The 12,883-nt window shown below is 41.8% G+C and carries 10 protein-coding genes; 8 read left to right on the top strand and 2 right to left on the bottom strand.

Features of this window, described 5'->3' with window-relative positions:
• Window positions 1–120: 120 nt before the first annotated feature.
• On the bottom strand, window positions 121–1,242 hold the full coding sequence (carA, locus tag L0B18_RS02200; protein WP_234567511.1) for a glutamine-hydrolyzing carbamoyl-phosphate synthase small subunit: 1,122 nt from the start codon (window positions 1,240–1,242) through the stop codon (window positions 121–123).
• A 315-nt stretch (window positions 1,243–1,557) separates the two neighbouring features.
• On the opposite strand from carA, the gene epsC reads away from it, so the two are divergent.
• From epsC to L0B18_RS02175, 5 genes are all read left to right on the top strand, one after another.
• The gene (gene epsC / locus L0B18_RS02195; protein ID WP_234567510.1) at window positions 1,558–2,397 is read left to right on the top strand and encodes a serine O-acetyltransferase EpsC; all 840 of its coding nucleotides are present in this window, start codon (window positions 1,558–1,560) and stop codon (window positions 2,395–2,397) included.
• Between the two features lie 156 nt (window positions 2,398–2,553).
• A complete protein-coding gene (cysM, locus tag L0B18_RS02190; RefSeq protein WP_234567508.1) occupies window positions 2,554–3,438 on the top strand; it encodes a cysteine synthase CysM in 885 nt (294 codons plus the stop codon).
• A 203-nt stretch (window positions 3,439–3,641) separates the two neighbouring features.
• Complete coding sequence (locus L0B18_RS02185) at window positions 3,642–3,986, top strand: PadR family transcriptional regulator (protein ID WP_234567507.1); 345 nt, start codon at window positions 3,642–3,644, stop codon at window positions 3,984–3,986.
• Between the two features lie 73 nt (window positions 3,987–4,059).
• Entirely contained in the window at window positions 4,060–6,813 is a 2,754-nt protein-coding gene (locus L0B18_RS02180; protein ID WP_234567506.1) for an ABC transporter permease, read from the top strand.
• Window positions 6,814–7,543: 730 nt separating this feature from the next.
• Window positions 7,544–8,473, top strand: coding sequence for a tyrosine-type recombinase/integrase (locus L0B18_RS02175; RefSeq protein WP_234567505.1), 930 nt, complete (start codon window positions 7,544–7,546; stop codon window positions 8,471–8,473).
• Window positions 8,474–8,519: 46 nt separating this feature from the next.
• Here L0B18_RS02175 and L0B18_RS02170 read toward each other — a convergent pair whose 3' ends face one another.
• Complete coding sequence (locus tag L0B18_RS02170) at window positions 8,520–8,840, bottom strand: helix-turn-helix transcriptional regulator (RefSeq protein WP_234567504.1); 321 nt, start codon at window positions 8,838–8,840, stop codon at window positions 8,520–8,522.
• Window positions 8,841–8,918: 78 nt separating this feature from the next.
• On the opposite strand from L0B18_RS02170, the gene L0B18_RS02165 reads away from it, so the two are divergent.
• The 3 genes from L0B18_RS02165 (at window position 8,919) to L0B18_RS02155 (ending at window position 12,880) form a co-directional block, all read left to right on the top strand.
• A complete protein-coding gene (locus tag L0B18_RS02165; protein WP_234567503.1) occupies window positions 8,919–9,944 on the top strand; it encodes a YbjQ family protein in 1,026 nt (341 codons plus the stop codon).
• A gap of 96 nt (window positions 9,945–10,040) precedes the next feature.
• Window positions 10,041–11,675 (top strand): type I restriction-modification system subunit M, encoded by a 1,635-nt coding sequence (locus L0B18_RS02160; protein WP_234567502.1) that lies wholly within the window; start codon window positions 10,041–10,043, stop codon window positions 11,673–11,675.
• 2 nt (window positions 11,676–11,677) lie between these two features.
• A complete protein-coding gene (locus L0B18_RS02155) occupies window positions 11,678–12,880 on the top strand; it encodes a restriction endonuclease subunit S (RefSeq protein WP_234567501.1) in 1,203 nt (400 codons plus the stop codon).
• Window positions 12,881–12,883: the final 3 nt, after the last annotated feature.

Below are 12,883 nucleotides of genomic sequence, written 5' to 3'. Positions count from 1 at the left end.
ATGTGTTGGTTTTATTTAGTGTTAAACGTTTCTTCTCCAAAGAGCAATTCTTTGAAAACAGAAATAAAATTGAGATGTCTGAGAAGGTGAGATTTTTATTGGCTCGTGTTATAAACATCGTTAAGCCGGTTCCCCTTTGGTTTCTTTTACCATCTCTAAAAACTGGTCAAATAGATAGGATGAATCGTGTGGGCCGGGCGAAGCTTCGGGGTGATATTGTACCGACATTCCCGGGTAGGTTTTGAATTTCAATCCTTCAATGGTTTTGTCATTCAGGTTGATGTGGGTTACTTCAACCTTGGAATCGTCCAGTGATTTTTCATCAACGGCAAACCCGTGGTTTTGAGTTGTGATCTCAACCAAGCCGGTCTCAAGATTTTTTACCGGATGATTGGCACCACGATGGCCCACAAACATTTTTTTCACGGGAATTCCCTCTGCGAGTGCCATTAACTGGTGGCCGAGACAAATACCAAATACGGGTTTTCCGCTTTCTTTCGCGTACTTTACAATAGGCAGAGCGTACGATGATGAGGCGTTCGGATCGCCGGGGCCATTACTGAAAAAGTAGCCGTCGGCATTCCATTCTTTAAGTTCATCCACCTCAGTTTCGGCCGGAAAAATCCGGAGTGTACATCCACGCTGGTTAAAATTGTTGATGATATTTTGTTTGATTCCATAATCAAACGCGGCAATTTTGAAAGGTCCGTCTGACGGAATGGTCTGAGCTTCATTTCGTGTGACTTTCGTCGCCAGTTCGAGCCCGTCCATCGGGTCCCAATCTTTGGCTCGTTTTACGAGTTCGTCCTCATCCAGAATTTCCGAACTGATAACGGCATTCATCACGCCTTTGGTTCGGATATGCTTTACAAGCATCCGGGTATCTACATCAGAAATACCTACTACTTTATTTCGTTCGAGGTATTCCTGGAGGCTTCCGTCGGCCATTAGGTTGCTGTAATCGTCCGAGAAAGCACGGACGATAAGTCCGGCAATCATTACTTTTCGGGCTTCATCGTCGCGGCTCATGGTGCCGTAATTACCGATGTGCGGGTAGGTCATCATCATGAGCTGGCCATAGTAGCTCGGGTCGGTAAAAATTTCCTGGTAGCCGGACATGCTTGTGTTAAAACAGAGCTCTCCACCTGTGGTTCCTTTAATTCCAATGGCGCGGCCGTGAACAACGGTGCCGTCGGAGAGCGCAAGAATGGCCGGTTTTTTTTCGGGTGCTGCGGGGGTCATATAGGCTTGGGATTAGCAGTTACAAAAAAGCGAAAGCTGATGTCCAAAAAAAATCCGACCTCGGAAACCGCGTCGGATTTGGTATTCGGAAAAAAGGTTGTGAATTTGGTCAGTTGAAGCGTATTCATCAGCCATGTTTGAAGTTTAGATAAGGTAAGGACTCACAAGTTTTTTTGAAAGTTGAATTTTAGAGAAATTTATAAACTGTAAAAAAATAGAAGAATACCGGTTTGCTGAACTTTCAAAAAAGTGTTTTGTGTTATGGAGATGATTAACTTCGCTATGAAGATTATATAAACTCATCCACTTTTTGATTTGAAAGATTTAGATACCTTTTATGATGAACTGCTGATGGCGAATATTGAGGCATCGGAATGCCCGCCGCCGGAAATGGTGATTCGTTTTTTTGAGGATATTCTCCAGCTTCTGTTCCCGGAGTTTTCTTACGACCGGCTGCTGGATAAAGAAAAAATTGTTGAGAAATTTGATCAACAGAAAGAAGCATTCCGCAAAATTCTTGATCATAACCAGGAATGCATTCAGAATGATACCGGTGGTGTTGAAGAACATTTTTTTGAGAAATTACCGGAAATACGCAGAATGCTGGTTGATGATATCGATGCCATCTATCGCGGTGATCCGGCCGCAAAAACCAGGGCGGAGGTCATTCGAACCTATCCCGGATTTTATGCGTTAGCCGCTCATCGAATTGCCCACGAACTTCTGAAATTGGGTGTGCTTTTGATTCCCCGCATTATCTCGGAGTATGCCCATCGGCAGACAGGAATAGACATCCACCCCGGCGCAACCATCGGAGACCATTTTTGTATTGATCACGGAACCGGAGTGGTGATCGGTGAAACGACGGTTATCGGTTCAAATGTTAAAGTATACCAGGGAGTAACGCTTGGCGGACTGAGCGTAGATAAAGAAGATGCCAGCAAGAAACGCCACCCCACGATTGAAGATAACGTTGTGATTTATGCCGGTGCATCTATTTTGGGTGGAGAAACGGTCATTGGAGAAGGAAGTATTATTGGAGGAAATGTGTGGCTGACCCGAAGCGTTCCGCCAAAGTCTAAAATTTATTACAAAGCAAGTATGACAGACAGCTCCGGCGAAACGGATATGATTACGTTTAAACAGGAAAATTAGGAAAAAAGCAGTCGGCTGTCAGCTATCAGTGTCTTAGTGTAGAGGCTTCTTACTGACGGCTGAATGCTGAGAGCTTAAAGCAGTTGAAACTTTGTGCTTGTTATTTGGAATTTCTGCCACTGAAATTAGAATCTTCTAAAAACAACGATTAAAGCCATGAACATCGAAGATCTTATTGGAAATACACCGTTAGTAAAGCTGGAGAAAATTCCCGTTAAAAAAGAGGTGGAGATTTATTGTAAACTCGAAGGCCAAAACCCCGGCGGAAGTGTGAAGGACCGCGCGGCTTTGGGAATGATTAACGGGGCTTTGGAGAGAGGAGATGTAAAACCCGGCGATACATTAGTGGAAGCCACAAGCGGAAATACCGGGATTGCACTCGCCATGATTGCAGCTATAAAAAGGCTGAAGATGAAATTGATCATGCCGGAAGATGCGACCGAAGAGCGGATTAAATCGATGAGAGCGTTTGGTGCGGAAGTGATTTTAACTCCCGCCGAAAAAACAATTGAATATTCGCGTGATGTGGCTGAACAGATGGCGGAAGAAAACGGGTATTTTCAACTGAACCAGTTTGCCAATCCCGATAATTATAAGGTGCACGAACAGACCACGGGACCTGAAATCTGGAGAGATACTGATGGCAAAATCACGCATTTCGTTTCGGCGATGGGAACCACCGGTACCATTATGGGCGTTTCCAGGTACCTGAAATCACAGAATTCGGACGTGAAAATTGTAGGAACACAGCCAACAGAAGGTTCCTCCATTCCGGGTATTCGGCGATGGTCGCCTGAGTTTCTTCCGGAGATTTTTGATGCAGACCGTGTGGATCAAACGGTTGACGTCAGCCAGGAAGAAGCAACAGAAATGGCCCGCCGAATGGCTAAAGAAGAAGGAGTTTTTGCCGGAATGAGCAGCGGTGGTGCACTCGCTGCAGCTTTGAAAATAGCTGATCAAATTGATAAGGGAGTGATTGTCTGCATCACCTGCGACCGCGGGGATCGTTATTTGAGTTCTCCGTTGTTTGGTGAATCGTAAAACGAACCCATTCTTTGATCGAAAAGCATCTCTGATTTTCGAATCCGTTCATCCGCTCACGCTACTTCATTGCGCTCAAACTGACGGAGTATACAATTTATCACCCTTCTCTTGACTTACCTAAAACAATTAGGTAAAATCCTGAAACTTTACCTAAGCAAATTAGGTATAGGAATTTGTTATTCATTTTCAATCAGAAAAGTATGATTTCACGCGAACTGAAAGCCGCTTCTTCCAAGCCAATGATTCTCTCCATTCTTTCACACGGAGAGAGTTACGGATACCAGATTATTCAGAATATTGAAAAACTATCCGGTGGGAAGTGGGAATGGTCCGAAGCGATGTTGTACCCGGTACTTCACAGAATGAATGCCGACGGGCTAATTCAGTCTCAATGGAAGGTGATGGAGAATGGCCGCAAACGTAAATATTACAGTCTCACTGCAAGTGGGAAAGACGCATTAGAAGCCGAAAAATCACAATGGATGAGTGTTCACGAAGCACTGAAAGCGTTGTGGGGAGATAATCCGCAATTGGTGTTAGAATAAATAAGCTATCAGCTTTCAGCCGTCAGTAAACAGATCTGATAGTTGAAAGCTGACGGCTGTTAGCTACAAAAACATGTTCAACGTAGAAAAATCGATACAAAACTGGCGGAAACGTCTCTTAAAACATCAAGGTTTGGAGCCTGGTTTTGTTGAAGAGATGGAATCTCATCTCCGCGATAAAATAGATGATTTGGTGCAAAAAGGTCATTCTGAAGAAGATGCGTTTCATCAGGCCGTGAAAAATTTTGACGATCCGGAGGAGATTGCCAATCAGTTTTTCCAGGCACGGAAAACGAAGGTGGGTCTTCCTCCGTGGAAAAGTAAAAGCTGGATTCCGGTGATGCTGCCCAATTTCATGAAAATTGCCCTACGAAATTTTGCCAGGAACAAAGCGTATTCAATGATCAACATTGCAGGATTGGCGTTGGGCATTGCAAGCTGTCTGCTAATTCTGATTTATGTACAGCATGAACTTTCGTTCGATACATTTCACGAGAAAGCAGACCGCATTTATCGAATCAACCAAAGTAATATTTGGGGAGACCATAGCGAAAAATTCAGCTCTACAGGGCCGGCCGTTGCAGGTGCTTTGGAAGCAGAAATTCCGGGGATCGAATCAATTCTTCGTATCCATACGCCCACGGATTTTATTGTAACTATTGAGCAGGAAGGCCAATCCACAAGACGGAGTTTTGAAGAGAAAAAAACGCTTGCTGTGGATTCTACTTTCTTCGAGATCTTCAGCTTTGAGATGATCGAAGGAAATGTACAAATGGCCCTGGATCAGCCCAATTCGGTTGTGCTCACACAAGAAGCGGCGGAGCGCTATTTCGACAATGAAAATCCAATTGGAAAACAGCTTACCATTAAATCAGGCAAGCTTAAAAAATCATTTACGATAACCGGCATCGTTGCAAATCCTCCCGCCAATTCTCACTTTGATTTTACAATGCTCACATCCATGTCATCCTTTCCGCATGTGGAAGAGCGGGAACCCAGCTGGGTTTGGACAACTTTCGTGACGTATATATTGCTGGAAGAGAATGCATCACCAGAACAAATCAGGCAGCAACTCCCCACCGTAGTTGAGAAGCATGCAGCCGGATCCATTCAGCAAATCTTTGGCCTTTCGATTAATGAATACAAGGAGCAGGAGGGTGAATGGAATCTTTACATGCAGCCGCTGACAGATATCTGGCTGGATGCCGATCAAGCCGGAAACCGGTTGGGGGTTACGAGCGACATCACATATGTTTACGTTTTTTCCGCAGTCGCATTGCTGATTATTATTTTAGCTTGCATTAATTTTATGAACCTGTCAACGGCCCGATCGGTAAAGCGTGGAAAAGAAGTTGGTGTTCGGAAAACACTGGGTTCCGGGAAAACACAGCTCATTGCCCAATTTCTTGGGGAATCTGTTTTTTATACGGTTTTGGCCGGAATTATTGCGGTCTTTATTGTTGAAGCGGTTCTGCCAATGTTTAACCAGCTTTCGGGCAGGGAATTGGAAATCGGTTACCTGTTCACTCCATTCTACTTGTTGGGGATCTTCACTTTTTTAGTTCTGATCGGGATTTTTGCAGGCGTGTATCCCGCTTTTTTCCTCACATCGTTTAGTCCCGTAAATGCTCTGAAAGGTAATGTCGGATCTTATCTCAAAAAGAAAAGTGTGTCATTTGGCAGTTTTAGAAACGTTCTGGTGGTCATCCAGTTTTCGGTATCTATCTGCCTGATTATCAGTTCGCTGGTGATCTACAATCAACTGGAATTTATCCAGACCAAAGACCTTGGTTTCAATAAAGACCATCTGCTGGTACTTCATAATGCAGAGCTTTTGGATACCAGCGTGGAAACGTTTGATCAGATCCTGGAGAATCAGCCGGGAATTCAGCAGGTGTCCTATACCAATGCGGTGCCGCCACAAATCTGGTATGAAGATTACTACCGTGTATATGGAAGTACGGAGCCGGCGGTTCCGATTAACGGGGTACTGGCTGATGAAGAATTTTTGCCGACGCTGGATGTGGAGTTTATAAAAGGCAGAAATTTCTCGAAAGATCGTCCTGCCGATGTGAATGGTGTGGTGCTGAATGAGGCGGCCGTGCAGCGACTCCACTGGACGAACGAAAAACCGAATGAGAATTTTCCACTTGGAGAATACATCGTATATGATGGAGCGCAGTTCCAGGTTATTGGTGTGATTAATGATTTTAATTATCGATCTCTTTACACAGAAGTGCCGCCTTTAGCGGTTTTTCATAAAGATGCTGATGCCTGGTTTGGGCCCAGAGCATTTTTTTTAGCCCGTGTAAATGAGGATGATGATATGAATGCGACAATCAACCGGATTCAATCCTACTGGACTGAAAATTTTCCCCAGGCACCTTTTGAGTATACGTTTGTAAATGATGTACTGAATTGGTCGTATGAATCAGTTCAAAAAGCCGGCTCGATTTTCAGCATTTTTACATTTCTGGCTATTTTTATCGCATGTCTCGGCTTACTTGGATTGATTGCATTTGTGGTTGAGCAACGAACAAAGGAGATCGGCATACGAAAAGTGATGGGTGCTTCTACGTTTAGCATTGTATACCTGCTCTCATCCGATTTTGCAAAACTGGTTGGAATCTCTTTCATGTTGGCGAGTCCTGTTGCTTGGTTTATGATGCAGGAATGGCTGCAGGATTTTGAATATCACATTTCTCCCGGATTGTACACATTCCTGATCGGCGGAGGAATTGTTTTGACAATAGCACTAATCACCATCTGTTTTCAGACAATTAAGGCTGCATTGGCAAATCCTGTGAAGAGTTTGAGAAGTGAATAGATACATAGTGAATTATTTCAAATACCAACTACAGCTTTACAATAATGATTGGGTGTTACACAAGAGATGCACTTACTAATAAAAAAAGCCTCCATACAGCAAATATTCGCTATATGAAGGCTTTTAAATGTCGGGACGACAGGATTTGAACCTGCGACCCCTCGACCCCCAGCCGAGGATTCGCCGGACGAAAACTGCCCCGTAGGTACATTTAAACGGTCTTTTTTTATACCTGGGTAATTTTGCGTAGCAATAGCGTAGCAGCCCTTGCTTGCAATTACATTCTTTGGAAAGTTATTTGTTGTGGTTTGCATGATTCATGATAAGACGGGATGAATTTATTTACAATAGACCTGATTAATTGTCATTTCTTGCACCCTTTGGCAGACGCAATACGCACTCAAGTTTTAATGGAAAGTTCAGTGTCGAATTAATTGGAAAAAAATTTCGAAAAAAGATTGTCCACAATACATTACAAAGTCCATAACCGTTACTAAGTAATCATCACAATTCCAATCACATTATGAAGTCTGTTTAGGCTTCTCTTATACGGTTTAAAGTTGAATTATAGGAAAAGAGAGTGTTTAGTTTTACATCATTAAATAGGCTAATGCGTCCACTGCTATTTACAAAGCAAAGTACACTAAACAACTGTTTATATTGTATTTATATTATTTGAAAAGCTGATCAAAACAGGTAAATTTCAAATAAAATGAAAGCTTCAAACACTATGAATAAACGTTCAAAATCTGGTCTTCTCTCAATTTTTGATGAGCATAATGAACAACTCGAAAAAGAGGTTCACCAAGGGAATCTTGCAAAAAGTACCTGGGTAAAGTACAGAACAATCTGTTCGAGGCTGTCGGAGTTTTTTTTAGATCGATTTAAGAAAGAGGATCTTAAATTTTCAGCAATCAAGAGATCCTTCAGTAATGACTTTCATGATTATTTGGTACATGATAGAAAGATGGCTCACAATACGGCAGTTACCTATGTGGAGATGCTGGGTAAGATCTTTCGTCTCGCGATTCAAAAAAATCTGATCCGATTTAATCCATCCGATTTCTATAGCCATTCAAAAAAAGAGAATTCTATTGATTATCTATCAAAAGAAGAATTAGAAGCCATCAGACGGACAGATCCATCTGATGAAATTCTTCAATTAGTAAAAGACATTTTTCTTTTTAGTTGTTATACGGGTCTATCATTTGAAGAGATCAAAGCTGTATCTACAAATCATATTCAGAAAGAAGCGGACTCTTCAATGTGGTTATATGTTAGTAGAGGTGATTCTTGGGAGCCACGAAAAATACCTGTACTGAAGGAAGCTCAAGGAATTATTGACAAATACAATAAATCAAGATTAGTAGCAGATACGACTTTACTATTTCCAGAACGTATGCCACCATCAACTGGCAAACATCTTAATAAGTTGGCACGCCTTGCCGGGATAATGCGTGCTTTGCCATTCGTTTTGGGCAGGTACACATTTGCAACAACTGTAGCCCTTGAATATAGGTTGCCTACTAACGTGGCTGATGATGTATTGGGTCAGAAAGCCATCGAAAAAACAGACCCCTATCAGCAGTTGATGATGCTAAATCTTTCTAAGGCAATGACAGAGCTGGATAAAAAATTGGAAAATAAAGGGATAAATTGAACTGAATTTACAAATCGAAAATGGTACCAGTAATGAAAATATCAATTTAGTTTCTTCCCAACCACTCCTCAATCTCAAAATAACGCCAGCCAACCATTCTACCTCCAAACTTAACTTTGGCTGGCATTTTTCCTTCGGTCTCCCAGCGCCAGAGTGTAACGGTGGACACAGAGAGTAGTTCAGCTAATTCATCAGCACGTATAATGGATAACGGATCTCTTTTTTTAATTTTAGTTTGTTCTGATTCACGGACTTGAATTTTCTTGTGGACTACAGAATCAAACGTTCCTTTCTCCTTTTCCTCAAGAATGACTTCCCTGACGGCTTCTTTGATTAGTTCTTTGAGTGAGTATTCCAAAGCTTTCATAGTATCATTAATTAGTTTGGGATCAATTAGTTATAATAATGTCAAATTCAATTTATCTGAAAGGGGACACAACATACTATGCTAATCACAACCAACGATTATTTTCACAACAAAGAGATTGAAGAGTACTTAGGACAGGTAAACGAACAGATTGTTATAGGAGCTAATTTATTCAAAGATGTTTTTGCCTCCTTCAGAGATGTGTTTGGTGGCGAGACAAAAGGTTATAAAAATGAGTTGGACAAGTTAAAGTCAGCGGCCATTCGAGGTTTAGAAAATGAAGCAAAAAAACTTCATGCAAATGGAGTGATTGGATTTCATATGGATATCGATGAAATCTCCGGTGGTGGCAAATCTATGTTTATGTTAAATGTATATGGCACTGCCGTAAAATTTAAAATTAACGAAGAAGATAAAGATGGCAGGCAAATTGGCAGTCAGTTAAGTTCTGAAATTGTAGAATATGAAATAAAGAAAAAATCAATACAAGAGAGGCTCAAGAAAGACGAACGCCCATTTGTAGACATTAATAGTGATGAATTAATTAAGTATAAAATCTTTGGTCTTTTCGATGATGGGATTGATCTCAATTCACTGGCTTATGTAGACGACAAAAAGTTGATTAAATATTTAGAGATTATTCCTCAAAGTGAACTTGAAATGCTTGTTTTTCGAGAAATCCATTCAATTTCTATCAAATATTGGATATGTATTGTAACTGCTTTAGAGAATAGAAATTGGTTTAACAGCAGTCTCATTTTGAAATTGTTAGAGGATCAAGATCCAATACGAAGATTTCGAGCTCTGCACCTTTGTGCTATTAACAAGAGTTTTTATGATAGAAAAGATGTAGTGAGATATTCAAAGATTTCAGACTTTCTGAATAACAAATTCAATACACAAATCAAGAAAACTGTAGAGGAAGGCACATTTAGAAATACGGAAGCTTGGATTTGTCCAAGATGCTTGAGAACGAATTCAATGAAAGGAAACAGTTGTGAGTGCGGTGCAAAAAATAGATATGGCTTAAAAAACCATTCACTTGATGAGTTGAAGGATATTTTATCCAAGAAGGCTGAAGTTTTGCGAGAACAATTTACCTGATTTATTCCTCGAAAATTCCCGCTTCCCATTTACCATCATTCTGTTATTTTAAGTTTACAGAATTAAGAACCACCTTCATCAATTTTTGGGGAACACATGAGCAGTACGGATGTTAAGCAACTCGAAAAACGTCTATGGGAAGCAGCAGATAATCTGAGGGCTAACTCCTCTCTCAGCTCATACGAATATTCAACGCCAGTGCTTGGACTTATCTTTTTGCGGTATGCCTGGAGCCGTTTTAAACCGGCGCATGAAAAGCTATCCAAGCAGGCCACCGGGCGGCGGACCATCGGACCGGATGATTATAAAGCCGAAGGTGTGATGTATCTCCCGGAAGAAGCCTGGTATGATAATCTCTTAGAGATGCCGGAAAGTGAAGATATTGGTAAGGCGATTAACATCGCTATGGAATCTATTGAAGAGGCAAATCCAGAACTGCGTGATACACTTCCAAAGCAATACAAGAGATTCGGTGACCAGACACTGAAGGATTTGCTCAAAACCTTTTCCAATATTCCGATGGATATTGGAGGGGATGTATTTGGCAAGATTTACGAATATTTCCTGGGCAACTTCGCGATGAGTGAGGGACAAAAGGGCGGCGAGTTTTTCACACCTACCTCTATTGTAAAGCTGATTGTGGAAGTGCTGGAACCCTATGGCGGGCTGGTGCTGGACCCGGCGTGCGGTTCGGGTGGTATGTTTATTCAGAGTGAGCAGTTTCGGAAACGTCACTCCTACGCTGAAGCTTCAGAGCGCAAGCATGCCACCAAGAACAACAAGGTTCTTTCTATTTACGGACAAGAAAAAGTCGATGCCACTGTTCGGCTCTGCAAGATGAACCTGGCAGTACACGGAATGGAGGGTAATATCTTGCCGGGAAATACCTATTACGAAAACCGACATAATTGTGTAGGCCGGTTTGATTATGTGATGGCCAATCCGCCCTTCAATGTGGATGGCGTGAATAAGGAATCCATTGAAGGTGACAAGCGCTATCCATTCGGCATACCAAACCCGGATAATGCCAACTACCTCTGGATTCAGGAATTCTACAGTGCACTGAATGAGAAGGGGCGCGCCGGATTTGTAATGGCCAACTCCGCCGCCGATGCCCGCCACAGTGAGATGGAGATCCGCAAAAAGATTATTGAAGAAGGCGTGGTGGATGTGATCATCTCCATTGGGTCCAACTTCTTTTATACGGTAACTCTCCCCTGTACTCTCTGGTTTTTTGATAAGGGCAAGAAAGGAACCGACCGGGAAAACAAAGTTCTCTTTATTGACGCCCGTAACATTTACCGGCAGCTTGACCGCGCCCACCGCGATTTTACTCCTGAACAGATTGACTTCATTGCCAGAATTGTGCGCCGATACCGTGGCGAGGCTTTAGAAGATACCCTGCCGATGGCCGCCGAGCCAGAGGTTGAATATTCAGCCAACGGCAACTCATTAACCCAGCCGGAGAATATGGATGAGCTCTTCCCAAATGGTGAGTACGAAGACATTCCCGGACTCTGCAAAGTAGCTACAGTAGAAGAGATTGAAGCCCAGGGTTGGAGCCTGAATCCCGGTCGTTATGTGGGTGTGGCTGAACAGAAAGAGGATGAAATAGATTTTGAGATTCGATTGGAAGAACTATATGAAGAGTTGGAGTTATTAAATTCTCAATCTGAAAAACTTGAATCGCAAATTTCCGATTCGATTTCTGAGATACTTTCAAAGTTATAGATATGAAACTTGAAGAAATTACCGAACTGATTGTTGATTCGGAACACAAAACTGCACCAACTGAGGATGAGGGGTATCCTTATATCAGAACTCCAAATATTGGCAGAGGAAGATTGATTTTAGATGATGTTAGAAGAATTTCACAAGAAAGTTATGAGAAATGGACAAGGAGGGCTGTACCTCAAAAGAATGATCTGATATTAGCGAGAGAAGCACCGGTTGGTAATGTTGCTATAGTAACTGACGGATTGAAGCCGTGTCTTGGTCAGCGCACTGTTTTAATACGACCTGATGAAGACAAAATTTACCCTCAGTATTTAGTTTATCTCTTATTGGGTGATGAGATTCAAGAACGGTTTCACGCTGTTTCTACTGGATCAACCGTTCCACATTTAAATATGAGTGATATTCGGGGACTAGAATTATCCGACCTGCCATCATATGAAACCCAGCAAAAAATCGCCTCCATCCTTTCTGCCTTTGATGATCTGATTGAAAACAACACCCGGCGTATTGCCATCCTGGAGGAGATGGCGCAGCTCATCTATCGTGAGTGGTTTGTGCATTATCGCTATCCCGGTCATGAGAAGGATGAGTTGGTGGATTCGGGGGTAGAATTGGGTGATGTGCCAAAGGAATGGGATATTAAGAGTTTCAGTGAGATTGCTGAATTTCAAAATGGCAAAGCTTTTAAGCCTAAACATTGGCAAGATGAAGGACTACCTATAGTCAAGATCCGAGAATTAAAAAGTGGGTTTTCAGATAATACATCATATTATCACGGTAGGGATATTGATAAAAAGTACTACATCAATGATGGAGACTTATTGTTTGCGTGGTCTGCATCATTAGGAATCTTTTTATGGTATAGAGGGAAAGCACTTTTAAATCAACACATTTTTAATGTGTCTCCAAAAGTCAGCTATTTAACAAAAGACTATTTGTATTATGCGTTGGATGTTAGTTTAAAAGAGTTTCTAACAAAAACTGCTGGGACAACAATGCAACATATAAGAAAATCTGCATTGGATGAGGTTCACATAGCGTTACCGCCTCAAGATGTATATCGTCACTTTGACAGTGCTATTAGTCCAATAAATAGACAAATTCTACTATTACACAAAAATCTACAAAGGCTTAAAGAAACCAGAGATTTGCTTTTGCCAAAGTTGATTTCAGGGAAAATCGACACAAAACAACTATAAGAT

Origin of the sequence: Rhodohalobacter sp. 614A, assembly GCF_021462415.1 — a bacterium.
GTDB lineage: Bacteria > Bacteroidota > Rhodothermia > Balneolales > Balneolaceae > Rhodohalobacter.
This window is presented reverse-complemented; position numbering and strand designations above follow the sequence as displayed.

Excerpts from the sequence above, each read along its gene's own strand:
- carA (WP_234567511.1), bottom strand. The coding sequence starts at position 1,242 with ATGACCCCCGCAGCACCCGAAAAAAAACCGGCCATTCTTGCGCTCTCC.
- cysM (WP_234567508.1), top strand. The coding sequence starts at position 2,554 with ATGAACATCGAAGATCTTATTGGAAATACACCGTTAGTAAAGCTGGAG.
- L0B18_RS02185 (WP_234567507.1), top strand. The coding sequence starts at position 3,642 with ATGATTTCACGCGAACTGAAAGCCGCTTCTTCCAAGCCAATGATTCTC.
- L0B18_RS02180 (WP_234567506.1), top strand. The coding sequence starts at position 4,060 with ATGTTCAACGTAGAAAAATCGATACAAAACTGGCGGAAACGTCTCTTA.
- L0B18_RS02175 (WP_234567505.1), top strand. The coding sequence starts at position 7,544 with ATGAATAAACGTTCAAAATCTGGTCTTCTCTCAATTTTTGATGAGCAT.
- L0B18_RS02170 (WP_234567504.1), bottom strand. The coding sequence starts at position 8,840 with ATGAAAGCTTTGGAATACTCACTCAAAGAACTAATCAAAGAAGCCGTC.
- L0B18_RS02165 (WP_234567503.1), top strand. The coding sequence starts at position 8,919 with ATGCTAATCACAACCAACGATTATTTTCACAACAAAGAGATTGAAGAG.
- L0B18_RS02160 (WP_234567502.1), top strand. The coding sequence starts at position 10,041 with ATGAGCAGTACGGATGTTAAGCAACTCGAAAAACGTCTATGGGAAGCA.
- L0B18_RS02155 (WP_234567501.1), top strand. The coding sequence starts at position 11,678 with ATGAAACTTGAAGAAATTACCGAACTGATTGTTGATTCGGAACACAAA.